The sequence below is a fragment of the Nocardioides sp. Soil777 genome (assembly GCF_001428425.1).
GTDB classification, from domain to species: domain Bacteria; phylum Actinomycetota; class Actinomycetes; order Propionibacteriales; family Nocardioidaceae; genus Nocardioides; species Nocardioides terrigena.
In genome coordinates this window covers 242,413-266,729 of the sequence record NZ_LMSN01000019.1, presented here as the reverse complement: position 1 = coordinate 266,729, position 24,317 = coordinate 242,413, and the positions used below count along the sequence as shown (strand labels likewise).

24 protein-coding genes are annotated in these 24,317 nt (G+C 71.3%); 4 read left to right on the top strand and 20 right to left on the bottom strand.

All coding sequences use genetic code 11. From position 1 onward, the window contains the following. The first annotated feature begins 25 nt into the window (after window positions 1-25). A complete protein-coding gene (locus ASG88_RS19630; protein WP_056889125.1) occupies window positions 26-1,480 on the top strand; it encodes a KamA family radical SAM protein in 1,455 nt (484 codons plus the stop codon). A gap of 292 nt (window positions 1,481-1,772) precedes the next feature. Here the strand turns inward: ASG88_RS19630 and ASG88_RS19625 are convergent, their stop codons facing one another. Next, the gene (locus ASG88_RS19625) at window positions 1,773-2,210 is read right to left on the bottom strand and encodes an Lrp/AsnC family transcriptional regulator (protein ID WP_056889124.1); all 438 of its coding nucleotides are present in this window, start codon (window positions 2,208-2,210) and stop codon (window positions 1,773-1,775) included. A 71-nt stretch (window positions 2,211-2,281) separates the two neighbouring features. Here ASG88_RS19625 and ASG88_RS19620 point away from each other — a divergent pair, with 71 nt between their 5' ends. After that, window positions 2,282-3,193 carry a 5'-3' exonuclease gene (locus ASG88_RS19620; RefSeq protein ID WP_056889285.1) on the top strand — a complete coding sequence of 304 codons (912 nt, stop codon included), beginning with the start codon at window positions 2,282-2,284 and terminating at the stop codon, window positions 3,191-3,193. Window positions 3,194-3,203: 10 nt separating this feature from the next. On the opposite strand, the gene ASG88_RS19615 is transcribed toward ASG88_RS19620, so the two are convergent. The 12 genes from ASG88_RS19615 to ASG88_RS19560 all read right to left on the bottom strand — a co-directional run bounded on the left by ASG88_RS19615 (window position 3,204) and on the right by ASG88_RS19560 (window position 15,290). Beyond that, window positions 3,204-5,996, bottom strand: a complete 2,793-nt coding sequence (locus ASG88_RS19615) for a DEAD/DEAH box helicase (protein WP_056889123.1) — start codon at window positions 5,994-5,996, stop codon at window positions 3,204-3,206. Beyond that, a complete protein-coding gene (locus tag ASG88_RS19610) occupies window positions 5,993-6,901 on the bottom strand; it encodes a diacylglycerol kinase (RefSeq protein WP_056889122.1) in 909 nt (302 codons plus the stop codon). The genes ASG88_RS19615 and ASG88_RS19610 overlap by 4 nt, the downstream gene beginning before the upstream one ends. 43 nt (window positions 6,902-6,944) lie before the next feature. Continuing rightward, window positions 6,945-7,361, bottom strand: coding sequence for a hypothetical protein (locus ASG88_RS19605; protein WP_056889121.1), 417 nt, complete (start codon window positions 7,359-7,361; stop codon window positions 6,945-6,947). A 19-nt stretch (window positions 7,362-7,380) separates the two neighbouring features. Next, window positions 7,381-8,217 (bottom strand): twin-arginine translocase subunit TatC, encoded by an 837-nt coding sequence (tatC, locus tag ASG88_RS19600; protein ID WP_235534927.1) that lies wholly within the window; start codon window positions 8,215-8,217, stop codon window positions 7,381-7,383. A gap of 23 nt (window positions 8,218-8,240) precedes the next feature. After that, entirely contained in the window at window positions 8,241-8,543 is a 303-nt protein-coding gene (gene tatA, locus ASG88_RS22775; protein WP_082600770.1) for a twin-arginine translocase TatA/TatE family subunit, read from the bottom strand. A gap of 45 nt (window positions 8,544-8,588) precedes the next feature. Further along, the gene (locus ASG88_RS24115) at window positions 8,589-9,581 is read right to left on the bottom strand and encodes a helix-turn-helix transcriptional regulator (RefSeq protein ID WP_056889120.1); all 993 of its coding nucleotides are present in this window, start codon (window positions 9,579-9,581) and stop codon (window positions 8,589-8,591) included. Next, window positions 9,578-10,567 carry a helix-turn-helix transcriptional regulator gene (locus ASG88_RS19585; RefSeq protein WP_056889119.1) on the bottom strand — a complete coding sequence of 330 codons (990 nt, stop codon included), beginning with the start codon at window positions 10,565-10,567 and terminating at the stop codon, window positions 9,578-9,580. The genes ASG88_RS24115 and ASG88_RS19585 overlap by 4 nt, the downstream gene beginning before the upstream one ends. Before the next feature lie 21 nt (window positions 10,568-10,588). Further along, window positions 10,589-11,542 carry an FKBP-type peptidyl-prolyl cis-trans isomerase gene (locus ASG88_RS19580; protein WP_157559840.1) on the bottom strand — a complete coding sequence of 318 codons (954 nt, stop codon included), beginning with the start codon at window positions 11,540-11,542 and terminating at the stop codon, window positions 10,589-10,591. 161 nt (window positions 11,543-11,703) lie between these two features. Next, window positions 11,704-13,065, bottom strand: coding sequence for a Pup--protein ligase (gene pafA, locus ASG88_RS19575; protein ID WP_056889283.1), 1,362 nt, complete (start codon window positions 13,063-13,065; stop codon window positions 11,704-11,706). Window positions 13,066-13,145: 80 nt separating this feature from the next. Then, window positions 13,146-14,201, bottom strand: coding sequence for a proteasome subunit alpha (gene prcA, locus ASG88_RS19570; RefSeq protein WP_082600768.1), 1,056 nt, complete (start codon window positions 14,199-14,201; stop codon window positions 13,146-13,148). A 14-nt stretch (window positions 14,202-14,215) separates the two neighbouring features. Continuing rightward, window positions 14,216-15,043 (bottom strand): proteasome subunit beta, encoded by an 828-nt coding sequence (prcB, locus tag ASG88_RS19565; RefSeq protein WP_056889117.1) that lies wholly within the window; start codon window positions 15,041-15,043, stop codon window positions 14,216-14,218. A gap of 49 nt (window positions 15,044-15,092) precedes the next feature. Further along, a complete protein-coding gene (locus ASG88_RS19560; RefSeq protein WP_056889116.1) occupies window positions 15,093-15,290 on the bottom strand; it encodes a ubiquitin-like protein Pup in 198 nt (65 codons plus the stop codon). Between the two features lie 58 nt (window positions 15,291-15,348). Here ASG88_RS19560 and ASG88_RS19555 point away from each other — a divergent pair, with 58 nt between their 5' ends. Then, window positions 15,349-16,059 (top strand): transporter substrate-binding domain-containing protein, encoded by a 711-nt coding sequence (locus tag ASG88_RS19555; protein WP_056889115.1) that lies wholly within the window; start codon window positions 15,349-15,351, stop codon window positions 16,057-16,059. Window positions 16,060-16,090: 31 nt separating this feature from the next. On the opposite strand, the gene dop is transcribed toward ASG88_RS19555, so the two are convergent. Beyond that, on the bottom strand, window positions 16,091-17,602 hold the full coding sequence (gene dop / locus ASG88_RS19550; protein WP_056889114.1) for a depupylase/deamidase Dop: 1,512 nt from the start codon (window positions 17,600-17,602) through the stop codon (window positions 16,091-16,093). Window positions 17,603-17,640: 38 nt separating this feature from the next. On the opposite strand from dop, the gene ASG88_RS19545 reads away from it, so the two are divergent. Beyond that, window positions 17,641-18,276: a class I SAM-dependent methyltransferase gene (locus tag ASG88_RS19545; protein ID WP_056889113.1), complete on the top strand. Its 636-nt coding sequence runs from the start codon at window positions 17,641-17,643 to the stop codon at window positions 18,274-18,276. A 203-nt stretch (window positions 18,277-18,479) separates the two neighbouring features. Here the strand turns inward: ASG88_RS19545 and ASG88_RS19540 are convergent, their stop codons facing one another. From ASG88_RS19540 to ASG88_RS23955, 6 genes are all read right to left on the bottom strand, one after another. Then, window positions 18,480-18,827, bottom strand: coding sequence for a hypothetical protein (locus ASG88_RS19540; RefSeq protein WP_056889112.1), 348 nt, complete (start codon window positions 18,825-18,827; stop codon window positions 18,480-18,482). Next, window positions 18,824-20,578 carry a proteasome ATPase gene (gene arc, locus ASG88_RS19535; protein ID WP_056889282.1) on the bottom strand — a complete coding sequence of 585 codons (1,755 nt, stop codon included), beginning with the start codon at window positions 20,576-20,578 and terminating at the stop codon, window positions 18,824-18,826. Before arc ends, ASG88_RS19540 begins: the two co-directional genes overlap by 4 nt. Window positions 20,579-20,715: 137 nt before the next feature. After that, complete coding sequence (locus ASG88_RS19530; RefSeq protein WP_056889111.1) at window positions 20,716-21,264, bottom strand: GrpB family protein; 549 nt, start codon at window positions 21,262-21,264, stop codon at window positions 20,716-20,718. After that, on the bottom strand, window positions 21,261-22,271 hold the full coding sequence (locus ASG88_RS19525) for a tRNA (adenine-N1)-methyltransferase (protein WP_056889110.1): 1,011 nt from the start codon (window positions 22,269-22,271) through the stop codon (window positions 21,261-21,263). Before ASG88_RS19525 ends, ASG88_RS19530 begins: the two co-directional genes overlap by 4 nt. A 211-nt stretch (window positions 22,272-22,482) precedes the next feature. Further along, window positions 22,483-22,824 (bottom strand): hypothetical protein, encoded by a 342-nt coding sequence (locus ASG88_RS19520; protein ID WP_157559839.1) that lies wholly within the window; start codon window positions 22,822-22,824, stop codon window positions 22,483-22,485. 350 nt (window positions 22,825-23,174) lie between these two features. Beyond that, window positions 23,175-24,317, bottom strand: a 1,143-nt coding sequence (locus ASG88_RS23955; protein WP_157559855.1) for an HNH endonuclease signature motif containing protein, incomplete at its 5' end; no start/stop codon positions are given.

Sequence of the window (24,317 nt, the reverse complement as noted above, 5' to 3'; positions counted from 1 at the left end):
CCCGCCCGCACCAGGAGCACCTCCCATGAGCATCGAGACCGCGATCGGCCTGACCACCGGTCAGCCGTACCCGTACGAGCGCGTCGAGCTCGTCGAGCCGGACTGGACCCGCTTCCCGGGCTGGGCGTCGGTCACGGCCGACGACTGGGCCTCCGTCCAGTGGCAGCGCGCCCACTGCATCAAGAACCTCAAGCAGCTGCGCGAGCTCATGGGCGACCTGCTCGACGAGCGCTTCTACGCCGACCTCGAGCGCGACCAGGCCGAGCGGGCCACCATGTCGATGCTCGTGCCGCCGCAGATGATGAACACGATGGTGCCGACCTTCTCCCCCGGGGGTGCGGGCTCCATGACCGAGGCGTTCTACGCCGACCCGGTCCGCCACTACATGATCCCGGTCTTCAGCGACCGTCGTACCGACTGGTCCTCCCACCCGCACGCGACCCGCGACTCGCTGCACGAGCACGACATGTGGGTGGCCGAGGGGCTGACCCACCGCTACCCCACCAAGGTGCTGGCCGAGCTGCTGCCCACCTGCCCGCAGTATTGCGGGCACTGCACCCGCATGGACCTCGTCGGCAACTCGACCCCGGTGATCGAGAAGCTCAAGTTCACCGCCAAGCCGGTCGACCGCCTCGACTCCATGTTCGAGTACCTACGCCGCACGCCCCAGGTCCGCGACGTGGTCGTCTCCGGCGGCGACGTGGCCAACATGCCCTGGCCCCGCCTCGAGGACTTCCTCACCCGGCTGCTCGAGATCGACAACATCCGCGACATCCGCCTTGCCACCAAGGCACTCATCGGCCTCCCGCAGCACTGGCTGCAGCCCGACGTCGTCGAGGGCGTACGCCGCGTCGCGACGCTGGCCAACGCTCGCGGGGTCTCCCTGGCCATGCACACGCACGCCAACCACGCCAACTCCATCACGCCGATCGTGGCCGAGGCGGCGGGCGCGATGCTCGACGCCGGACTGCGCGACGTACGCAACCAGGGCGTGCTCCTCAACGGCGTCAACGCCGACCCGCACGCCCTGCTCGACCTGTGCTTCCGCCTCCTCGACGGTGCGCGGATCATGCCCTACTACTTCTACATGTGCGACATGATCCCGTTCTCGGAGCACTGGCGGGTCTCGGTCGCGGACGCCCAGAAGCTGCAGCACCACATCATGGGCTACCTGCCGGGCTTCGCGACGCCGCGCATCGTGTGCGACGTGCCGTTCGTGGGCAAGCGCTGGGTGCACCAGCTCGCCGACTACGACACCGAGCGCGGCATCTCCTACTGGACCAAGAACTACCGCACCTCGATCGAGGCCACCTCCGACGACGCGCTCTCGCGCACCTACGAGTACTACGACCCGATCCACACCCTCCCCGAGGCCGGCCAGCAGTGGTGGGCCGAGCACGGCAACCTCGACGAGTCCGCCCTCAAGGCGGCCGAGGTCGCCGAGGCCTCCCGGCGTACGGCGGCGCTCCAGGCCTGGTGAAGTGTGCTGCCTGAGTCACGTCGTGACCCAGGTCGACGTGCGTGAGCGAGGCATGGGGGCGCGGTGGCGCTCGACTCGATGGGCGACTCTGGTCGCAGGTCCCGCGCGGAGGCCGACGACCGCCTCGCGAGTGTGCGTGGAAGCACGTCGGGAGCCGCGACGGACGTGCATCCACGCACACTCGTCGCGAGGTTCCAGGCCCTGACCCCAGCCGTACGTCGTCGTCCGGCTGTCCGCCGGGCGGCATGAGGGGTGCGTCGAGGAGAACGGTGCGTCGGTCAGGCCACGCGGCTCAGCCCAGCGGGCGGTTCTCGTACGCGGTGGACAGCACGATGGTCGTGCGGGTCGAGACGTTGGCGGCGGAGCGGATCCGGGCGAGCAGGTCCTCGAGGGCGCGGGGGGTGGCGACGCGGATCTTGAGGATGTAGGACTCCTCCCCCGCGACCGACCAGCAGGACTCGATCTCGGGGATGCCGACCAGCCGCTCGGGGTAGTCGTCGGGCTGGGCGGGGTCGATCGGCGTCGCCGAGATGAAGGCGGTCAACGGCCGGCCGAGCTGCTCGTGGTCGACCAGCGCGGTGTAGCCGGTGATGAGGCCCTTGCTCTCCAGCCGCTTGACGCGCTGGTGCACCGCCGAGGTCGACAGGCCGGTGGCCTTGCCGAGGTCGGTGAAGGACATCCGGCCGTCCTCGGCCAGCAGCGCGAGGATCTTGCGGTCGGTGGACTCCACCTCTGAGGTCGTCACGCCGACAGGCTAGCGATGGATCGTGCAAGGATCGGGGAGTGACCGCACAGCGACTCATGCTCCTCGACACGGCGTCCCTCTACTTCCGGGCCTTCTTCGGCGTCCCCGACTCGGTACAGGCCCCCGACGGCACCCCCGTCAACGCGGTTCGCGGGCTGCTCGACTTCATCTCCCGCCTCGTCGACGAGTACCAGCCGACCCACCTCGTGTGCTGCTGGGACAACGACTGGCGGCCCCAGTGGCGCGTCGACCTCATCCCGTCGTACAAGGCACACCGCGTCGTCGCCGTGCGCCCCGGCGACACCCCCGACATCGAGGAGGTGCCCGACCCGCTGCAGGTCCAGGTGCCGGTCATCCTCGAGGTGCTCGAGGCCTTCGGCATCGCCGTCGTGGGCGCCGACCACTACGAGGCCGACGACGTCATCGGCACGCTGGCCACCGGCGCGGGGATGCCGGTCGACATCGTGACCGGCGACCGCGACCTCTTCCAGCTCGTCGACGACGCCGCCGAGGTGCGGGTGCTCTACACCGCCCGCGGCGTCGGCAAGCACGAGAAGGTCACCGAGCACACGGTGGTGGAGAAGTACGCCGTGCTCCCCCAGCAGTACGCCGACTTCGCGACGCTCCGCGGTGACAACTCCGACGGCCTGCCCGGCGTGGCCGGCGTGGGCGACAAGACGGCCGCCTCGCTGCTCCTGTCGTACGGCGACCTGGCCGGGGTCCGTGCCGCGGCCGCCGACCCGGACTCCGCGCTCGGACCCGGACCGCGCTCCAAGATCATCGCGGCGGCCGACTACCTCGACGTCGCGCCGACCGTCGTCGCTGTCGCCCGCGACATCGACCTGGGCGAGCGGAACCACGCCCTCCCGTCCGATCCGGCCGACACCGAGGCGCTCGCCGCCCTCGCGGAGCGGTGGGGACTGTCCAGCCCCGTCGAGCGCCTCACCGGGGTCCTGGCGGCCCGCTGAGGGACGCGACCTACTCGGTCAGCGCCGAGTAGGCCACCACCCCGCGCTTGAGCAGCCCCACGGTCTCCCGGGCGGTGGCCCGCAGCGGCGTGCCGCCCGCGGCGTCGGCGACCTGGCCGGCGAGGTCGAGCAGCTGCTTCATCCACCGCACGAAGTCCCCGGCGGCGAGGTCGGTGCCGTCGAGCACCTCGTCGAGGTCGTCGCCCTCGGCCCAGCGGTAGGCCGCCCACGCGAACCCCAGGTCGGGCTCGCGCAGGAAGTCGAGCTTGTGGTCGCGCTCCAGGGCGTCGAGCTGCCCCCACACGCGGACCATCTCGCCCAGCACCCGCTGGATGCGAGCCCCGGGCACCCGAGGTGCGGACGCGTCGTCGGGACGCCGGGCCTCGAAGACGAGCGCGGACAGCACGGCCGCGAGCTCGGAGGGCGTGAGGTCGTCCCACAGCCCCTCGCGCAACGACTCGGCCGCCACCAGGTCCATGTCGGTGTAGATCCGCCGCAGGTGGCTGCCCCGCTCGGTGACCTTGTCGCCGTCGAGGTAGTCCAGCGCGGTCAGCACGTTGCACACCCGGTCGAAGGTGCGCGCGACCGTGTTGGTGCGCTGCTCGACCCGTCGCTTGAGGGTCTCGGCGTCACGCGAGAGCTTGAACCAGCGCTCCGCCCAGCGGGCGTGCTCCTCGCGCTCGGGGCACTGGTGGCAGGGGTGCGACTTGAGCCGCTCGCGCAGCTCGGCGATCTCCCGGTCGACCGGCGAGTCGGCGAAGGAGTCGCGGCTCTCGCGCCGGCGGGGCGGGGGCGTGAAGTCGTGGGTCTTGGAGCGCAGCGCCGAGGCGAGGTCGCGTCGCATCGCGGGGTTGCGGCCGTTGAACGACTTGGGCACCCGCATCCGGGTGATCGCCTCGACCGGCGTCGGGAAGTCCATCGGCGCCAGCCGTCGCGCCTGGCGGTCCTGGGTGAGGACGTAGGGCCGCGGCTCGTGCCCGGACAGGCCGGGGTCGATGACCACGGCGAAGCCGGAGAACTTGCCCGACGGCACCATGATCACGTCGCCCGGGCGCAGCTTGGCGAGCGACTCCATCGCCTCGTGGCGACGGTCCTGGCGACGCTCGCGCACGGCGCCCTTCTCGACGTCGCTGATGCGGCGACGCAGCGCGGCGTACTCCATGAAGTCGCCCTGGTGGCAGGTCGCCGCCTCGGCGTAGCCGTCGAGCGCCTCCTCGGCCTTGTGCAGCTGTCGGGCGAGCCCGACGACGGCCTGGTCGGCCTGGAACTGCGCGAAGGACTGCTCGAGCAGCTCGCGCGAGCGCGCGCGACCGAACTGGTGGACGAGGTTGACCGCCATGTTGTACGACGGGCGGAACGACGACCGGAGCGGGTAGGTGCGGGTGGACGCGAGACCGGCCACCTCGCGGGGGTTCATCCCGGGCTGCCACAGCACGACGCCGTGGCCCTCGACGTCGAGCCCGCGACGACCGGCACGACCCGTCAGCTGGGTGTACTCCCCCGGCGTGATGTCGGCGTGGGTCTCGCCGTTCCACTTCGACAGCTTCTCGATGACCACCGTGCGGGCGGGCATGTTGATGCCCAGCGCCAGCGTCTCGGTCGCGAAGACCACCTTACAGAGGCCCCGGACGTAGAGGTCCTCCACGATCTGCTTGAAGGTCGGCAGCATGCCCGCGTGGTGGGCCGCCACGCCGCGGGTCAGCCCGTCGAGGAACTCGTGGTAGCCCAGCACGTGCAGGTCGTCGTCGGGCAGGTGCCGGCACTTCTCCTCGACGTACGCATAGATCTCGTCGCGCTCCTCCGGGCTGGTGAGCCGCACGTTGGCCGACAGGCACTGGGTGACCGCGGCGTCACAGCCGACCCGGCTGAAGATGAAGACGATCGCGGGGAGCAGCCCCTCGCGGTCCAGCCGCTCGATGACGTCGACCCGGCTGGGGATCCACACCCGGCGGCCGTTGCCGACCTGGCGAGGGTTCTTCGAGGACCCGGGCTTGCCCTTGCGCGGCGAGCGCCGGTCGCGCATCAGGCGGGAGCTGGCCCAGTCGTCGCGGGCGAGGCGCACCAGCTCGTCGTTGACCGGCGCCCCCTCGCGCACGAAGCCGGCGCTGGCGTCGACGTCGGAGGACGCGAACAGGTCGAGCAGGCGGCGGCCGACCATCACGTGCTGGAAGAGCGGCACGGGGCGTCGCTCCTCGAGGATGGTCGCGGTGTCACCGCGGACCGTGGAGAGCCACTCTCCGAACTCCTCGGCGTTGGAGACCGTGGCCGAGAGCGAGATCAGCGACACCGACTCCGGCAGGTGGATGATCACCTCCTCCCAGACCGCGCCCCGCATCCGGTCGGCGAGGTAGTGCACCTCGTCCATCACGACGTAGCCGAGGCCGAGCAGGGTCCGCGACCCGGCGTACAGCATGTTGCGCAGCACCTCCGTCGTCATCACGACGATGGGTGCCTCGCCGTTGACGACGTTGTCGCCGGTCAGCAGGCCGACGTTGGCGGCGCCGTGACGGGCGACGAGGTCATTGTACTTCTGGTTGGACAGAGCCTTGATGGGCGTCGTGTAGAAGCACTTGCGACCGGTCGCGAGCGCGAGGTGGACGGCGAACTCGCCGACGATCGTCTTGCCCGACCCGGTGGGCGCCGCGACGAGGACGCCGCGGCCGTCCTCGATCTCCTTGCAGGCGCGCACCTGGAAGTCGTCGAGCGGGAAGTCGTAGTGGCCCGCGAAGTCCCGGAAGGCCGGATAGGCCTTGTCCCGGGAGTACGCCGCGTAGCGCTCGGCGGGCGTCAGGTCGCCGCTCATGCGAGCGCCACCAGGGCGCCGGGCACGGCCTCGACGGTCAGCGGCAGCTCGCCGAAGCGCTCACCGTCGGCGTAGGCCACGATGCCGGGCGCGGCGACGGTCACCCGGCGCACGCGATGGTGCTCGTACTCGGCGACCGTGGTGTGGGTGCCGGAGAAGAGCTTGGGATAGGTGCGGACCAGCTTGGCTCGAGACATCTCCTTGATGATGACCACGTCGAGCAAACCGTCGTCCAGCAGGGCGCCCTCGGTGATGCGCAGGCCACCGCCGAAGGAGGGCCCGTTGCCGACCGCTACGAGCATCGCGTCGACCCGCCGCGTGGCCCCGTCGAGGTCCAGCGTGTAGGGCAGCGGGTGAAAGGTGCGCAGCTCGGCCACGGTGGCAAGGTTGTAGCGCATCTGGCCCCGGGGCCACCGCATCGCGTTGGCGCGCTCGTTGACGATCGCGTCGAAGCCGGCCGCCATCACGGTGACGAACCAGTGCGAGCCGCTGCGGGCCAGGTCCAGGGTGCGGGTACGCCGCGCGACGACGCGGTCCGCGGCCGCCACGGGGTCCTTGCGGGGCAGGTCGAGGTAACGGGCGACGTCGTTGCCGGTGCCGGCCGGGATGATCCCGAGCGGGACGCCTGTCCCGGCGACCGCCTGGACGCCCAGGTGCACGAGGCCGTCGCCACCACAGAGGACCAGGGCCTCGACGCCGTCGGCCACGCTGGCCCGCGCGAGGTCCGCGGCCTCGTCGGCGTCGCGACCCTCCAGGTTGCGCACCACCAGGCCGCTGTCGCGCAGCCGCTGCAGGGCGGCGTCGCGGTAGCGCCCACCCCGGCCGCCACCGGCCGTCGGGTTGGTGAGGAGAGCGATCTCGTGGAGGCCCACATCCCCGGCGACTGGTCCAGCACCCGCGTCCATGGGCCGACCCTAGCGCCGGGACGGCCCGGTCACGGGCAGTACCTCACCGCGACCCACGTGACTTGTCCTGGCCGATCCGCAGCAGCGCGGCGTAGTGGTCGGGAGAGGCGCCCACGGCCTTGGCCAGCCGGCCCAGGGCGTCGAGCACGAGCCCGGCGTCGAAGCGGGTACCGGGGACCGCCAGCGTCATCCGGCCGTCGTACTGCCCCAGCAGCACCTGGCCGTGTCGCCAGGCCTGGTGGGCGCGCAGCCGGGAGGCGTCGTCGGTCACCGGCACGGGGTAGGCGTCGTCGATCCCGAGCAGGTCGCACACCACGTCGTCGTGGCCGTCGCTGGTGAGCCGCCCAGCCACGAGGTGCCCGTCGCGCAGGCCGCCGTCGGCGTGCCAGACCACCTGGGCGGTCCCCAGCCAGTCGGGCAGGTCGAACGGGTCGATCTCGACCAGCGGCTGCACGTGCATGCGCCCAGCCTGTCAGACCTCAGATGGGCGAGAGCTCATCGGGGCTGAGGCCGGCATTGGCGCTGCGGGCCGCCTTGCGCCGGTCGTGGGCCCGGGCGATGACCTCGGAGATGAGGAACAGGATGACCATCGGGACGGCCATGAAGGTCATCGTGAACGGGTCCGCCGACGGGGTCGCGACCGCGGCGAAGATGAAGATGCCGACGATGATCCACGGCCGGTGCGCGCCCAGGCTCTTGCCCGACACGACGCCCGCGAGGTTGAGCATCACCACGAAGACCGGGATCTCGAAGGCGATCCCGAAGACCAGCAGTGTGCGGGTGAAGAACTGGAGGTACTCGTTGAAGTCGACGAGGTTGGTGACGCCCTCGGGGTTGAGGCCGATGAGCACCTCGAGGCCCTTGGGCAGGGTGAGGTAGCCGAGCAGCACCCCTGCAAGGAACAACGGCCCGGCGACCATCACGAAGACCCGCGACCACTTGCGCTCGTGGGCGTGCAGGCCCGGCAGGATGAAGGCCCAGATCTGGTACAGCCAGTAGGGCGCCGTCACCACGAGCGCTGCGAAGCCGCTGAGCTTGAGGTAGAGCATGAGTCCACCGGCGGCGCCGCTGGTGGTGGCGAAGGTCGTGCCCTCGGCCAGCTGCTCCGCGGCGTCCTGGTACGGCCCGTAGACGAGCTCGTAGAGGAAGTCGAAGAAGTACAGCGCAACGCCGAGCGCGACGATCGTCACGAGGGCGACGCGCAGCACGCGCGCGCGCAGCTCACGCAGGTGGTCCGAGAGGGCCATGCGGCCGTCGGGACCGACGGGGTGGGCCGGGCGCGCGGAGAAGAGGCGCAGCGGGGCGAGGAGCTTCACGAAAGGTACGTCGGGTGCGGCCGTCAGCCGGGGTGCTTGTCGGAGCGCGGCTCGGGCGGCAGGTCGTTGGTGCCGGTGCGCGTCACGTCCGGACGGGTCGTGTCGGTGTGGGTCGGGGGCGGCAGCTCGGCCGTGCTCGCCGGCGGCGTGGTCGAGTCGTCATCGTCGTCGCGCAGGCCCTTGGTCTCGGTCTTGAAGATGCGCAGTGCCTGGCCGGTGCCACGCGCGAGCTCGGGAAGCTTGGCCGCGCCGAAGACGAGGACCACGATGGCGAGGATGATCAGCCACTCCGCGCCCTGGGGCATGCCGATCAGGGTGTGGATCATGAGACTCTCCAATGTCGTGAATGTCGGGGATCGTGCGGGGTCATTTCATCGTACGCCGGGATCGGTGTAGAGCCTGACCGCCGCCTGGGCACCGGCCGTGAACGACTCGGCGAACTCCTGGGGTGCGACCACGCTCGCGTGCGGCGCCACGCGGAAGAGCAGCTGGCGCAACCAGGCCTCGCTGGCGACCTCGAGGTCGACGTCGAGGCTGCCGCGCGGCCCGGGGCGCGTGTCGGTCACCGGGTAGTACTCGGTCACCCAGTGGGCCGGCGGGGCGAGCCGGACCGTCACCGTGGTGGCGGCCCCCTCCCCTGCGAACCACCCGGAGCCGAGGTCGCGGGCGTCACCGGCCTGCTCGGAGACCGGCGTGTCGAGCTCGGTGGCCCGCAGGATCCGGTCGAGGCGGAACACCCGGTCGCCGCCGGCGGTGTGGCACCACGCGTCGAGGTAGGTCGCGTCCCCGACCCGGGTGACCGCGCGGGGCTCCACGACGCGCGTGGAGTGCTCGTCGCGGCTGGCCACGTGGTAGTCGAGCTCCAGCTGGTGGCCCCGGTCGATGGCCCCCTGGAGGACCGGGACGAGCTCGCTGCCCGGCTCCGGCGTCGCCTCCACGTGGACCCGCTCGGCCGCCGCCGTCTGCCCGGCCGCCTCGAACTTGGCCAGCGTGCGGCGTACGACGTCCCGCGTCTCGGGTGCGGCGCTCTGGGCCAGCGCCTGGAGGGCCACCACGAGGGCGGCCGCCTCGGACGGCGCGAAGCTGACCGGGCGCGCCAGGTAGTCGGCGTTGGCGACCCGGATGATGCGGTCGCCCTCGAGCGCGTCGAGGTCGACGTTGATGAGGTCGTCGGGGTAACCACCCGGCAGGCCGCACATGAAGAGGACCCGCAGGTCCTTGTCGAGCTGGTCGGGGTCGACGCCCAGGGCCGCGGCGGCGTCGGTGAGCCGCACCTCGCCGCGGGAGTGGAGGTAGGGCACGAGGGCGAGTAGCCGGGCGACCTGCTCGCGGGCGGCGTGCACGACGGGCTTGGGGGAGCTCATGGAGATCCCTCCTGCTCGAGGATGCCGCGGAGCCGCGCCAGCACGTCGGCACGCAGCTCCTCCGGGGCCTCGACGACGACGGAGGGCCCGTAGGTCAGCACCTCGGAGGCCAGGTCGGAACCCGGACCGGTGAGGACGACCCGGTCCCACCCGCTCTCCCGGTCCGGCCCGGCGACGTCCTCCTCGACGCTCGTCGCGCGGCGGCGGAGCCCGACGCCGGCCCGCTGACGCACCAGCACCGTGGCCTCGACGTCGGGCGTGCGGCGCGCCAGGTCGGCGGCGATGGCGGAGACGTCGGTGCCGGGCGGGACGTCGTACGCCCCGGCCTTGCCGATGCCGCTGACCTTGCCCTGCACGCGGGAGAGCCGGAAGACGCGCTCCGCGTCGCGGTCGACGTCGTGCCCCACGACGTACCACCGCCCGGAGCTGCGGACGACGCCCCACGGCTGGAGGCGGCGCTTGCGGGGCTGCTCCCCCGGCCGCTTGTAGTCGAAGGTGACGACCCGCCGCTTCTGGGTGGCGTCCCAGAAGGCGTCGAAGGCCGGCTCCTCGGCGCGCAGGCTCGGCGGGACCAGGTCGAGCCGGGCCGCATCGACCTCGACGCCCTGGGCGGTGAGCTTGCGCATCGCCTCGGTCGTACGACGCGCGAGGGTCGCCTGCTCCCACGCGCGGGCCGCGATCCCGAGCACCGCGGCCTCGTCGGCCTCGAAGCGGATCTCCGGCAGCGCCGAGGTGTCGGTGGAGATGCGGTAACCGGGCTCGTCGTCGAAGAAGGCGTCCAGCGAGCCGACCTCGATCACGACGCCGAGCTCGCGCAGGTCGTCCTTGTCCCGCTCGAAGGCCTTCTCGAACGCCTCGTCGCCCTTGGCGTTGTCGGGGTACTCCGCGTAGTGGGCACGCCGGATGTCCTGCTTGGAGACGAACCGGGTCTGGGCGAGCAGCATGATGTAGAGGTTGAGCAGCCGCTCCGCCTTGTCGCTCGCCACCGGGTCAGTCTGCCGCTCTGATCAGGCCGCGCCGAGGATGTCGACGACGAAGAAGAGCGTGTCGGTGCCCTTGATGCCGGCCTGCTCGTTGCCGGCCTCGCCGTAGCCGAGCTCCGGCGGGATCGACAGGATCACCCGGGAGCCGACGTTCTGGCCGACCAGCGCCTGGTCCCAGCCCGCGACGACCGCGCCGGTGCCGATCGGGAACGACGTGGGCTCCTTGGAGTAGGACTCGTCGAAGGGCTTCTTGGCGTCGTAGACCTGGCCGAGGTAGTCCACGGCGATGGTCTGGCCCTTCTCGACGACCGGGCCGTCGCCCTTGATGAGGGTCGTGTCGAGGAGGTTCTTGCTGGGCTTGTTGGCGTCGGTGAAGTCGAGCCCGGTGATGGTGTCGCCCTCCTCGACGAGCGTCGGCGCCCACTTGGCGGGCTCGCGCTCCTCGCCGCTCGGCTCGGTGGCCACCTTGCCGAGCAGGTCGACGATGATGACGAGGCCGTCCTGGTTGCCGATGCCCAGCTGCGGGTTGCCGGCCTCGCCGTAGGTGTCCTCGGCGCTGGCGGCCACGGCGACGCGCGACCCGACGGTGTGGCCCTCGATGGCCTCCTGGAACGGGGCACCGAGGTCGGCGTAGGTGAGCAGCTCGGGGGCCTTGGCGTCGTAGGTGCTGAACGCCTTCTCCTCGGTGAAGCCGTTGCCCATCCAGATGTGCGCGAAGGCGTTGTCGCCCGCGGCCAGCTCCTCCCCGTCGCCCTCGATGAGGACCTCCGACTCGATCTCCACGGGGGCGAGCTGCTCGTCGAAGGTGACCTTCGGCTCCTTGCCCGCGTCGCCCTCCACGGTGATCGCGTCGAGGCCGGCGCCGCTCGACGCCGCGTCGTCCTCACCGCAGGCGGCCAGGCCGACCGAGGAGAGGAGGAGGACGCCGCTCACGGCGGCGAGGCGGGTACGACGGGAGGTGGAGCGGGGGCGAGACACGTGCGGGTCACCCTTTCAATGGCTGAGCGATGGCTGAGCGGTGGGTCGAGCTGGTCGATGGTCCGTCTGGACGGCGCGGTCACCCTATCCGGCGACGCTGAGACGGTCCTGAGGCAGGGCCGCAGCCCCCGTGACTCGCGCGGGCGACCGGTCCGGGCGGGTCACATGCCGTCGATGAGGCGCTGCACGCGCTCGTCGTACGCCTTGAACGGGTCCTTGCACAGGACCGTGCGCTGCGCCTGGTCGTTGAGCTTGAGGTGCACCCAGTCGACGGTGAAGTCGCGGCGGCGCTCCTGGGCCTTGCGGATGAACTCGCCGCGCAGCCGGGCGCGGGTGTCCTGCGGGGGGACGCTCTTGGCCTCGAAGATCTTGAGGTCGGTGGTCACCCGGGCGACGGCGCCGCGCTTCTCGAGCAGGTAGTAGAGCCCGCGGCCGCGGTGGATGTCGTGGTAGGCGAGGTCGAGCTGGGCGACGCGCGCGTGACCGAGCGGCAGGCCGTGCTTGGCGCGGTAGCGGTCGATGAGCTTCCACTTGATGACCCAGTCGATCTCGCGGTCGACGAGGCCGAGGTCGTCGGACTCGATGGCCTTGAGGCCGCGCTCCCAGAGGTCGAGGGCCTGCTCGATGAGGGGCGTGCTGATCTGGCGTCGGTCGACGAAGTCGCGAGCCTTGCCGAGGTACTCGGCCTGGATCTCCAGGGCGCTGGCCTCGCGCCCGTTGGCGAGGCGGACCTTGCGCCGGCCGGTGACGTCGTGGGAGATCTCGCGGATCGCGCGGATGGGGTTCTCCATCGTGAGGTCGCGCATCACGACGCCCTCCTCGATCATCCGCAGCACGAGGTCGCACGAGGCGACCTTGAGCATCGTCGTCGTCTCGCTCATGTTGGAGTCGCCGACGATGACGTGCAGCCGGCGGTACTTCTCCGCGTCGGCGTGCGGCTCGTCGCGCGTGTTGATGATGGGACGGCTGCGGGTGGTGGCGCTGGAGACGCCCTCCCAGATGTGCTCGGCACGCTGGGACACGCTGTACGACGCCCCGCGCGGGGTCTGGGTGACCTTGCCGGCCCCGACGACGATCTGCCGGGTCACGAGGAACGGGATCAGGACGTCCGCGAGCTTGCTGAACTCGCCGGCCCGGCCGACGAGGTAGTTCTCGTGGCAGCCGTAGGAGTTGCCGGCGGAGTCGGTGTTGTTCTTGAAGAGGTAGATGTCGCCGGCGATGCCCTCGTCGTGCAGGCGCTGCTCGGCGTCGAGGAGCAGCCCCTCGAGGATCCGCTCACCGGCCTTGTCGTGGGTGACCAGCTCGACGATGTCGTCGCACTCGGGGGTGGCGTACTCCGGGTGGCTGCCGACGTCGAGGTAGAGGCGCGCGCCGTTGCGGAGGAAGACGTTGGACGACCGGCCCCAGCTCACGACCTTGCGGAAGAGGTAGCGCGCCACCTCGTCGGGGCTCAGCCGGCGCTGGCCCTTGAACGTGCACGTGACGCCGTACTCGTTCTCGATGCCGAAGATGCGCCGGTCCATGCCCACACCCTAGGCGGCGGGACCACGCCTGCGGGGCGTCCTGACGGATGACACGCAGAAAGCCCGCGCCGCGAGCGTCGTCAGGGCAGCGGGTCGCCCGGGTCCGCCGGCGGTGTGCCGGGTGCGGGGGGCTGCGACGGGTCGGGTGCGGGCGGCTGCGGTGCGGGTGGCCGGGGCTCGCCGGGATGCGCCGGGTCGGTCGGCTCCGGGGTCGGCGCGGGCGGCGGGGCCACGGGCGGGGCGGTCGGCGGAGCCACGGGCGGGGCCACGGGCGGGGCGACGGGCGGCTGCGTGGGCTCGCCGGTGACCGGGTGCTCGAGAGGAGGCGTGCCCCCGCTGACCTGGTCGGTCGGGTCGGCCGGGTCGTCGACCCCCGGCGCCGTGGGCGGCGTCGCGCCCGCGGTGTCGTCGGCCTGGGGGGTGTCACCCTGCTCGGCTCCCCGCTCCCCCAGCAGCTCGACGAGGCGCGACTCGCGCAGCCGGACGAACTTGCGGGGCTGGGGCCGGGTGCGCTCGAGGATCGCGACCTCGAGGTCGCGGGTCGGGATCACCCGGTCGTCGCTCTCGCTGTGCCCGAGCGCGGCCACCGCGAGGCGCACCGCACCCTGGAGGGAGGCGCCCTCCACGTAGTGCTCCTTGAGGTGGCCGGCCACCACGTCGGCGGCACCACCCATCACGGCGAACCCGTGCTCGTCGGCCACCTGGCCGTCGTACGTCAGGCGGTAGACCTGGTCGTCGGCGGGCCGTTCGCCCACCTCGGCGACGAAGATCTCGACCTCGTAGGGCTTCTCGCCGCCCGAGGAGAAGATGCTGCCGAGCGTCTGCGCGTAGGCGTTGGCCAGCCCGCGGCCGGTGACGTCGCGCCGGTCGTAGGCGTAGCCGCGCATGTCGGCGAGGCGCACGCCGGCGATGCGCAGGTTCTCGAACTCGTTGTAGCGACCGACCGCGGCGAACGCGATCCGGTCGTAGATCTCGGAGACCTTGTGCAGCGCCTGGGAGGGGTTCTCCGAGACGAACAGGATGCCGTCGGCGTACTGGATCACGACGACCGAGCGGCCGCGCGCGATGCCCTTGCGCGCGAAGTCCGCCCGGTCCTTCATGAGCTGTTCCGGGGAGACGTAGAAGGGGGTGCTCATCTGGGCTCCTCAGCTCAGGTCAGGGCCGCGGCAGGGCCGTCGGGCCTCTGCATCCGGGCGGCGATGATCCGGTCGGCGATGGCCGCGACCTCGTCGTCGGGGACACGGCGTCCGCCGTCGGCGGTGATCACGTGGACGACGGGGAAGATCCGGCGCGCCAGGTCGGGCCCACCGGTCGCGGAGTCGTCGTCCGCGGCGTCGTACAGCGCCTGGATGGCGGCGGTGACGCACCCCTCGGCGTCGAGGTCCTCGCGGTAGATCTTCTTGAGCGCACCGCGGGCGAAGAGCGACCCGGAGCCGACCGAGTGGAATGCCGTCTCCTCGTAGCGACCGCCGGTGACGTCGTAGCTGAAGATGCGCCCCTGGTCGGTGGTGAGGTCGTAGCCCGCGAACAGCGGGACGACGGCCAGGCCCTGCATCGCGAGACCGAGGTTGGCCCTGATCAGCGTCGCGAGGCGGTTGGACTTGCCGTCCATGGAGAGCGTGGTGCCCTCGATCTTCTCGTAGTGCTCGAGCTCGGTCTGGAAGAGGCGCACCATCTCCACCGCGAGGCCGGCGGTACCGGCGATGCCGACGACGGAGTACTCGTCGGCGGGGAAGACCTTCTCGATGTCGCGCTGCGCGATGATGTTGCCCATCGTGGCGCGGCGGTCACCGGCCATGACGACGCCCCCGGGGAAGGTGGCGGCGACGATGGTCGTGCCGTGAGGCGCCAGCTCGCCGGCATTGCCCGCGGGGACCGCGCGACGGCCCGGCAGGAGGTCGGGCTGGTGGTCACCCAGGAAGTCGGCGAAGCTCGACGTCCCGGGCGACATGAAGGACGCGGGCAGCCGGTCGCTCATTCGGGGTCCCTGTCGAAACCGCAGCGCAGCGAGGATTTCGATGGGGTGATCACTGGCCGCCCTTCTGGATGAACGACTTCACGAAGTCCTCGGCGTTGGTCTCGAGGACGTCGTCGATCTCGTCGAGGATGGCGTCGACGTCGTCGTCGATCACCTCCTTGCGCTCGGCGACGTCGGTCTCGACGACCTCCTCGGTCGTCGTCTCCTCCTGGGAGGACTTCCTCGGTTGCTTCTGCTCCTGGGCCATGTCTCCGACCCTATCCACAAAACGAAGCCGCGCACGGGCACGTCCTAGGCTCGGCGTCGTGGACACCGTCGATCCCGCACTCCGGACAGATCTCGCCCCGACCGGCGCGCTGCGCGCCTCCATCAACCTCGGCAACCCGGTGCTCGCCTCGGGCACCCACGACGACCCGTCGGGCATCACGGTCGCGCTGGCCCGTGAGGTCGCGGCCCGGCTCGGCGTCACCGCCGAGCTCCAGTGCTACGGCGCGGCCCGGGACTCGGTGGCCGCGGTGGCGGAGGGACGTGCCGACATCGGCTTCCTCGCGATCGACCCGGGGCGTCCGCTGCAGTTCACGTCGCCCTACGTGCTGATCGAGGGCGTGTACGTCGTCGCGGCCGGCTCGCCGCTGGCCGGGACGTCCGCGGTCGACGTGGACGGCGTGCGGATCGGGGTGAAGGAGGGGTCGGCGTACGACCTGCACCTGTCCCGCACCCTCGAGCGCGCCTCGCTGGAGCGCGGGTCGGAGGGCATCGACACCTTCGTGGAGCGGGCGCTCGACGTGGGCGCCGGCATCCGCCAGCCGATGACCGCCTGGGTCGCTGCGCACCCGGGCCACCGCATCCTCGAGCCGGCCTTCATGCAGATCCGCCAGGCCGTCGCGGTCCCGCAGGACCGCTCGGCCGCAGCGGTCACCTGGCTGCGCTCGCTCGTCGACGAGCTGGTCGGCGACGGCTGGGTGTCCGCCGCCCTCACCGACGCCGGCCAGGACCCGGCCCTCGCGGCTGGCTGAGACCCTCGTCCGCCGCCCCGGGGCGGGTGCCTCAGCGGGCGGTGAGGGCGGAGAAGAGCTCGAGGGCGGTGTCGCAGCGGTCGAGGAGGTCGCCGACGTGCGCCTTGGTGCCCCGCATCGGGTCGATGGTGGGGACGCGCTGGAGCGACTCGCGCCCGGGAAGGTCGAAGATCACCGAGTCCCACGACGCGGCGGCGACGTTGTCGGCGTACTTCTCGAGGCAACGGCCACGGAAGTAGGCACGGGTGTCCTCGGGAGGCTCGTGCATGGCCCGCTCGACCGAACGGTCGTCGAGCAGGCGCTCGATGCGGCCCGCGGCGACGAGCTTGGCGTAGAGGCCCTTCTCGGGGCGGATGTCGGAGTACTGCAGGTCGATCAGGTGCAGCTTGGCGTCGTCCCAGTCGAGGCCGTCGCGGTCCCGGTACTGCGAGAGCAGCTTGAGCTTGGCCACCCAGTCCAGCTCGCCGGCGCACAGCATCGGGTCCTGCTCGAGCCGCGTCAGCACCGACTCCCAGCGGGCGAGGACGTCGCGCGTCTGGTCGTCGACGTCGTTGCCGAGCCGGTCGTCGACGAACTTGCGAGCCAGGTCGAGGTACTCCAGCTGCAGCTGCACCGCGGTGAGGGTGCGCCCGTCGCGGAGCGTGAGGAGGTGCTGGAGCGTGGGGTCGTGGGAGACCGCGCGCAGCGACGCGACGGGCTGGTCCACGCCGAGGTCGCGGGTGATGTAGCCGTCCTCGATCATGGCGAGCACGAGCGCCGTGGTGCCGACCTTGAGGTAGGTCGACACCTCCGCGAGGTTGGCGTCGCCGAGGATCACGTGCAGCCGGCGGTACTTCTCCGGGTCGGCGTGCGGCTCGTCGCGGGTGTTGATGATCGGCCGCTTGAGGGTGGTCTCGAGGCCGACCTCGACCTCGAAGTAGTCGGCGCGCTGGCTGATCTGGAAGCCGTGCTCACGGCCGTCCTGGCCGATGCCGACCCGGCCCGCCCCCACGACCACCTGCCGGGACACGAAGAACGGGGTCAGGTGGCGCACGATGTCCGCGAACGGGGTCGAGCGCCGCATCAGGTAGTTCTCGTGGGCGCCGTACGACGCTCCCTTGTTGTCGGTGTTGTTCTTGTAGAGCACGATCGGCGTCGCCCCCGGGACCTGGGCGGCGGCCCGGGAGGCGTCGAGCATGACCTGCTCCCCCGCCTTGTCCCACCGCACGATGTCCAGCGGCGTGGTGACCTCCGGGGTGGAGAACTCCGGGTGCGCGTGGTCGACGTACAACCGGGCCCCGTTGGTGAGGATCACGTTGGCGAGGCCGAGGTCCTCGTCGGTGAGCTGGCTCGGGTCCGCCACCTGGCGCGACATGTCGAAGCCACGCGCGTCGCGCAGCGGCGACTCCTCCTCGAAGTCCCACCGGGCCCGCCGCGCCTTGATGGTCGACGTCGCGTAGGCGTTGACCACCTGGGAGGACGCGACCATCGGGTTCGCGCCGGGTTGACCCTGCACCGAGATGCCGTACTCGACCTCGGTGCCCATGATCCGCCGTACGCTCATGGGGCGAGCCTACGAGGCCGGGGCGAGGAGTGAGCGGGATGGGCATCTGGAACGACCGGGTGGTGCCGCACCTGGTGGACGCGTCGCTGCGCAGCCGCGAGGTCGGGGTGCTCCGTGAGCGGGTCTGCGCCGGGCTGCACGGTCAGGTCCTGGAGATCGGCTTCGGCTCCGGGCTCAACACCCGGTTCTACCCGACCGGGGTCACGGGAGTCAGCGCCGTCGAGCCCTCCGACGTGGCCTGGCGGCTGTCGGAGGAGCGGCGCGGGCGCAGCGGCGTACCGGTGACCCGCTCTGGCCTGGACGGTCAGCACCTCGCCGAGGCCGATGCGTCGCACGACGCCGCGCTGGTGACCTTCAGCCTGTGCACGATCGAGGACCCGGAGCTCGCGCTGCGGGAGGTACGCCGCGTGGTGCGTCCGGGTGGTCGGCTCCACTTCGTGGAGCACGGACTGGCACCCGAGCCGGGAGTGAGTCGCTGGCAGCGTCGCATCGAGCCGGTGCAGCGTCGGGTGGCCGGCGGCTGCCACCTCACGCGGGACGTGCCCGCGATGCTGGCCCGGGCGGGGTGGACACCGGACGGCGAGAGCGGGTGGCTCGAGCAGGACTACCTGCCCGGGCCAACGGTCGGACGCCCCTGGACCCATCTGTCCCTGGGCGTCGCGACCTCGGTGTGACGTCAGCGGCGGCCGCGGAGGAAGCTCATGAGAGCCAGGACCACGACGACGACGATGGCGATGATGATGATGGTGCGCACGATGCACTCCCGGGGGACGAGGAATCTTGCCTTCCGGGGGGTCCCGGAGCGGTCACTGTAGCCCCCCGGAGCGGCCCCGAGGCTCACCCCCGCGGGCGACCCGGTGAGCCGGTTCCGGCGGGGTCAGCCCCGGCTCTGCCAGGCGTGCGCGAGGTTGACGCCGACGATGCCGAGCAGCGTCACCAGGAGCGGCAGGAAAGCGTCGTTGACGCCCAGCGCGATGCTGATCGGGATGAAGGCGACCAGCGAGATGATCCCCAGCGCCAGCTGGCGCGCCCCGGCGCCGGCCACCGCCGCGGACCGGCGCTGCTGCAGCGCCACCTGCTCGGCCACGCGCTGCTCGACGGCCCGCTCGATGCGCTCGGCGAACCCGTCGACCAGCTCCGCGTCGTAGCGCGCCCCCAGCTCGCGACGGGTGGCCAGGGCGGCCTCGATGTCGCCGTGCCCCAGCTCGTCGTCGGCTGGGGTCACAGGTACTGGCCGGTGTTGGCGACCGTGTCGATGGAGCGGCCGGGCTCGGTGCCCTGCTTGCCCGTGATGAGCGTGCGGATGAAGACGATCCGTTCGCCCTTCTTGCCCGAGATCCGCGCCCAGTCGTCGGGGTTGGTGGTGTTGGGCAGGTCCTCGTTCTCCTTGAACTCGTCGACGCACGCCTGGAGCATGTGCTGCACCCGCAGGCCGCGCTGGTCGTGCTCGAGGAAGTCCTTGATGGCCATCTTCTTGGCCCGGTCGACGATGTTCTGGATCATGGCGCCGGAGTTGAAGTCCTTGAAGTAGAGGACCTCCTTGTCACCGTTGGCGTAGGTGACCTCGAGGAAGCGGTTCTCCTCGGACTCGGTGTACATCCGCTCCACGGTGGCGCGGATCATGCCGGCCACGGTCGCATCGCGGTCGCCACCGAACTCCGCCACGTCGTCGGCGTGCAGCGGCAGGGACGCGACGAGGTACTTGGAGAAGATGTCGCGCGCCGACTCCGCGTCGGGCCGCTCGATCTTGATCTTCACGTCGAGGCGGCCGGGTCGCAGGATGGCGGGGTCGATCATGTCCTCGCGGTTGGAGGCGCCGATGACCAGGACGTTCTCCAGGAGCTCGACGCCGTCGATCTCGCTGAGGAGCTGCGGGACGATGGTGTTCTCCACGTCGGAGGAGACCCCCGAGCCGCGGGTGCGGAACAGCGAGTCCATCTCGTCGAAGAACACGATCACCGGGGTACCCATCGAGGCCTTCTCGCGGGCACGCTGGAAGACGAGCCGGATGTGGCGCTCGGTCTCGCCGACGTACTTGTTGAGGAGCTCGGGGCCCTTGATGTTGAGGAAGTAGGACTTCCCCTCCTGGCCCGTCCTGGCCGCGACCTTCTTGGCGAGCGAGTTGGCGACCGCCTTGGCGATCAGCGTCTTGCCGCAGCCGGGCGGACCGTAGAGCAGGACGCCCTTCGGCGGCTTGAGCTGGTGGTCCTTGAAGAGCTCGGGGTGCAGGTAGGGCAGCTCGACGGCGTCGCGGATCGCGTCGATCTGGGAGATCAGGCCGCCGATCTGCGAGTAGTCGATGTCGGGGACCTCCTCGAGCACCAGTTCCTCGACCTCGGACTTGGGCACCCGCTCGTAGGCGTAGCCGGCGCGGGCGTCGAGCAGCAACGAGTCGCCGGCGCGCAGCGGCTCGTCGAAGAGGGGCTTGGCCAGGCGTACGACGCGCTCCTCGTCGGCGTTGGCGATCACCAGACCGCGCTCGCCGTCCTCCAGGAGCTCCTTGAACATGACGACCTCGCCGACCTTCTCGAAGCCGAGCGCCGCCACCACGTTGAGGGCCTCGTTGAGCATGACCTCCTGGCCCTTGACGAGCTCGTCGAGGTCCACGGCGGGGCTCACGTTGACCCGGAGCTTGCGACCGCCGGTGAACACGTCGACGGAGTCGTCCTCGTTGCGGGACAGGAAGGTGCCGAAGCCGGCGGGCGGCTGCGCCAGCCGGTCGACCTCCTCCTTGAGCTTCATGATCTGGTCGCGCGCCTCGCGCAGCGTCTGGGCGAGCCGCTCGTTCTGGCTGGTCACGGCGGCCAGTGACCGCTGGGTGTCGGCGAGTCGCAGCTCGAGGCCCCGGGACTGACCGGGCATGTCGGTGAGGCGGCGACGCAGGTCACCCACCTCGGCCTCGAGGAAGCGCACCTGCTGCACGAGCTCGTCGGGCGTGCGCCCCGCTCCGGCGGGCGTGGATGTCGATTCGGACATGTGCGTCACCTCCTTGGTCCTTCGGACACTACCCATCTCCTGATGGGACGGAAGTGGATAACCGCCAGTGTTGATCACTATTTCGTCGCGATCCGGACTCGGCCGGCTCCCCGACCGGTGACTCCACCAGCGGCGCCTCAGGCCGACGGGTCGTTGAGACGGTGGATCGCGAGCAGCTCGTCGTCGGTGAACTCCCCCGACGCTCGCAGCACCTCCTGGACCACCGCCGACTTGCCGGCGAGGTAGACGTCCATGTCCATGGCCGGGTCGTCGGCCAGGGCGCGCTTGACGTCGGCGTACGCCTCCCGGAGGCCTTCGTCGCGTCGCAGCACGTCGCGGACGGCGAGGTGGTTGCGGACGTTCATGGTGCCGGCGACGCACACGTAGACGTGGCGACGCGGTGCGGTGTCCGGGGCGTGGAAGGCCTCCCGGTCGGCGACGCCGAGGTCGCCGCGGTGGACGTAGCCCACCCGCTCGAGCGCGCCGACCGCCTCCGGGACGTGCTCGCGCTCGACGATCACGTCGATGTCGAGGATCGGCTTGGCGGCCAGACCGGGCACGGACGTCGAGCCGACGTGCTCGACCCGGGCACCGGGGATGTCGGCGACGGCCCCGCGCAGCACCTCGGCGACCTCCTCGAAGCGGACCGCCCAGTCCGGGGACCAGGCGACGACCTCGAGGCTCACGCCTCGTCGGTGACGGCGTCGGTGGTGACGGCGTCGCCGGCGTCGGCCTCCGGGAGCGGGGGGAGGTCGGCGGGACGCGGACCGGTGTAGTCGGGTCCGTAGGCGCCGGGCGCGGGACGGCGGGTCTTGCGCATGGGCTTCTCCCCCGGCGCCATCCGGCGGGCGGTGACGAGGAAGGCGGTGTGGCCGATCATCTTGTGGCCGGGGCGGACCGCCAGGCCCTCCACGTGCCAGTCCCGGACCAGCGACTCCCACGGCTGCGGCTCGGTGAAGCCGCCGTGGACGCGGAGCGTCTCGACGACGCGGGACAGCTGGGTCGTCGTGGCGACGTACGCACAGACGATGCCGCCGGGGACGAGCGCGTCGGCGACGGCGTCCACGCAGCTCCACGGGTCGAGCATGTCGAGGATGACGCGGTCGACCTGGCCCTCGAGCTGGGGCAGCCCCTCCTTGAGGTCGCCCAGCCTCAGGTCCCAGGCCGGGTGCGTCTCGCCCTCGGGGGCGGAGAAGAACTGGTCCACGTTGCGCTTGGCGACCTCGGCGAACTCCTCGCGGAGCTCGAAGGACGTCACCCGGCCCCACGGGCCGACGGCGCGCAGCAGCGAGCAGGTCAGGGCACCCGATCCTGCACCGGCCTCGACGACGCGGGCGCCCGGGAAGATGTCGGCCAGCGCGATGATCTGGGCGGCGTCCTTGGGGTAGACGACCGCGGCACCGCGGGGCATGGACACCACGAACTCGCTGAGCAGCGGCCGGAAGACGAGGTACTGCCCGCCGGCCGACGACACGACCGTGAAGCCCTCGTCGCGGCCGATGAGCTCGTCGTGCTCGAGGTGCCCGCGGTTGGAGAAGAAGCGCTTGCCCGGCGTCAGCTCGAAGTTGTGGCGGCGGCCCTTCTGGTCCGTCAGGCGCACCCACTCACCGGCCCTCAGCGGACCGCGGTGGACACCGGACCACGCCTCCCGCGGAACGTCTGGGGAGGGTACGGCGGGGGTCGTCTCGGGCATGCGCGGAACCCTAGTGCGGGGTGGCCGTGGTCGCGGAAATGACGCGTACGCCGCCCGGCACCGCGTTGACGGGTGCCGGGGTTCACCGACGTTCCCCGTCTCGCCAGTGCTACGCGTGGGAGGGTGCCGGGGTTCACCGACGTGCCTCGTCTCGCCAGTGCTACGCGTGGGCGGGTGCCGGGGTCCACCGGCGTGCCTCGTCTCGCCAGTGCTACGCGTGGGCGGGTGCCGTCTCCGACCGGTCGACCTCGCGTCGCGCCAGGATCCTCGTCCACCCGACCAGCGCCAGCAGCCCGCCCATGCCCATCGTGGTCAGCAGCACCACCCGGGACTGCCGGATGACGCGGCCGCACGCTACTGCTTCGCCCCGTCGACTGTCCGCTGTGCGCGCCGCGTCGGGCGTCCCGGACACGAGCCACGACGCGGAGATCGCGGCACCGCACGGGTGGGCCCGGCCGGCGACGTGTGTCGACCTCTGGTGCTCGGTGCCGACGGAGAAGGCCAGGAGGATCATGACCAGCCCACCCACGACCGCAACCCTCGCCCCTGTCATCAGGCAAGCATGGACCCGCGCTCTGCCACCGGCCACTCCCCCGGCCACCGGATCGCCTCAGCGCGTGCGCGACTCGAGGACGGTGGCGGATCACTCGTGCAGGGTCCCGAGCGCCTTTGCTGTCCCGGCCCAGGGCCGACAAGAGAAAAGGAGGGCGAACCGCCTGCGGACCATCGATCCCGCCGTCCCTCGTCCGCCCGAGTCGTTGGTCCACCTCGAGGGCACAGCAACAGCCCGGGGCCGTCAGAACCGTGAGGAGCTGCCTCGCTTGCATCGACCCGGAGTCTCGTGGCCCTTGAACGCGCCTGTGGCCCTGCCGTTGTCGCTGGGCGGGGTCCGGGGCGTGGTGGTCAGAGGTCGGGCGGGTGTGCGTCCGAAGGGTCGTCCGGATCCGAGCTCGGGTGGCGGGGCGGCGCGTCACCCTGATCCGGTGCGTCGGTGCCCATGCGAGGGGACGGGATCCCAGGCTCGGGCCAGGCGCGGCCAATGGGTCGGCTCCCGGTGTGGTCGCGGAGGTAGGTGTGGCCGAGCGGGCTCGTCCAGACGAACACCCCGGGCTCGGTCATCTCATACCGCCATCGCCCACGGGTCTTGAGCCGGTGGTGCCGCCTGCACAGCGGGGCGAGGTTGTCGGTCGCGGTAGGGCCGCCGTCCTCTGGATGGTCGTGGTCGTACGGGATCACGTGGTCCAGGTCGCAGAGCCTCGCGTTGCGACCACACCACGGGAACACACAGGTGCCGTCGCGGACGATGACGTGCTCACGTATCTCCGGGGTGGGCCGGTAGCCCTGGCACTCGAGGCGCTCTCGCAGGTCGATGACTTTGGTGACGGAGACCTGCACGTCAGGTCGGCCGCACCAGGCGCGGATCTGGTCCACGGACAGCAGGCGTTGGCCGGCCTGCTCGATCCGCCCRCACAACGCCTCATCYGGKGCGTCGGGGYGGTCGAAGTGGGTGATCGCGTCCGCSGACAGGTGGGCATAGAGGTGGATCTGGGTGGTGGGTTTCGAGGCTCGCTGCGCTCGCACCCCAACCCCCGAAGTGTCGTCCGCGTCGTCATCGTCGAAGCCGATGGTCATCTGGTGSCGGGCGAGGTCACCGAGGGCGGTGGCGCGGCGGCCGTCGACGGTGTCGGTGGACCCCAGCTTCGCAAGATGCTCCGCACCCGACGCGACCGCCTCGGCCAGCGCGAGAGCGTCGGGGATCTCCAGGTCGGCCTCGAGGTGCATGGTCCCGTCGAACGAGGCCTGCTCGGTGTCGAAGGTGACGTGCCGCTTGTCCGCCGAGTCATCCAACGCCTTTGCGACCTGGTCGGGCATGAACCGCACCCGGGCCTCATCGACCACCCGGGCCAGCTGCGAGGGCGTCAGCCGCGACGCACACCAGAACACCTGCTCGTCGACGTGGGTCGCGGCCTCCAAGGTGAGGGCGAGGGTGGTCTGCGCGATGATCCGCGCCCGCCACCCCGCCACCAACCCGGACAGCACTGCACC

What these genes read in the sequence shown, in the direction of transcription:
- ASG88_RS24115 (WP_056889120.1), bottom strand. Translation starts at nt 9,581, where the DNA reads ATGAGCTCCCCCAAGCCCGTCGTGCACGCCGCCCGCGAGCAGGTCGCC.
- dop (WP_056889114.1), bottom strand. Translation starts at nt 17,602, where the DNA reads ATGAGCGTACGGCGGATCATGGGCACCGAGGTCGAGTACGGCATCTCG.
- tatA (WP_082600770.1), bottom strand. Translation starts at nt 8,543, where the DNA reads ATGATCCACACCCTGATCGGCATGCCCCAGGGCGCGGAGTGGCTGATC.
- ASG88_RS19620 (WP_056889285.1), top strand. Translation starts at nt 2,282, where the DNA reads ATGCTCCTCGACACGGCGTCCCTCTACTTCCGGGCCTTCTTCGGCGTC.
- ASG88_RS19630 (WP_056889125.1), top strand. Translation starts at nt 26, where the DNA reads ATGAGCATCGAGACCGCGATCGGCCTGACCACCGGTCAGCCGTACCCG.
- ASG88_RS19615 (WP_056889123.1), bottom strand. Translation starts at nt 5,996, where the DNA reads ATGAGCGGCGACCTGACGCCCGCCGAGCGCTACGCGGCGTACTCCCGG.
- prcB (WP_056889117.1), bottom strand. Translation starts at nt 15,043, where the DNA reads ATGAGCGACCGGCTGCCCGCGTCCTTCATGTCGCCCGGGACGTCGAGC.
- arc (WP_056889282.1), bottom strand. Translation starts at nt 20,578, where the DNA reads ATGTCCGAATCGACATCCACGCCCGCCGGAGCGGGGCGCACGCCCGAC.
- ASG88_RS19610 (WP_056889122.1), bottom strand. Translation starts at nt 6,901, where the DNA reads ATGGACGCGGGTGCTGGACCAGTCGCCGGGGATGTGGGCCTCCACGAG.
- ASG88_RS19605 (WP_056889121.1), bottom strand. Translation starts at nt 7,361, where the DNA reads ATGCACGTGCAGCCGCTGGTCGAGATCGACCCGTTCGACCTGCCCGAC.
- pafA (WP_056889283.1), bottom strand. Translation starts at nt 13,065, where the DNA reads ATGGACCGGCGCATCTTCGGCATCGAGAACGAGTACGGCGTCACGTGC.
- ASG88_RS19520 (WP_157559839.1), bottom strand. Translation starts at nt 22,824, where the DNA reads ATGACAGGGGCGAGGGTTGCGGTCGTGGGTGGGCTGGTCATGATCCTC.
- ASG88_RS19525 (WP_056889110.1), bottom strand. Translation starts at nt 22,271, where the DNA reads ATGCCCGAGACGACCCCCGCCGTACCCTCCCCAGACGTTCCGCGGGAG.
- prcA (WP_082600768.1), bottom strand. Translation starts at nt 14,201, where the DNA reads ATGAGCACCCCCTTCTACGTCTCCCCGGAACAGCTCATGAAGGACCGG.
- ASG88_RS19560 (WP_056889116.1), bottom strand. Translation starts at nt 15,290, where the DNA reads ATGGCCCAGGAGCAGAAGCAACCGAGGAAGTCCTCCCAGGAGGAGACG.
- ASG88_RS19545 (WP_056889113.1), top strand. Translation starts at nt 17,641, where the DNA reads ATGGGCATCTGGAACGACCGGGTGGTGCCGCACCTGGTGGACGCGTCG.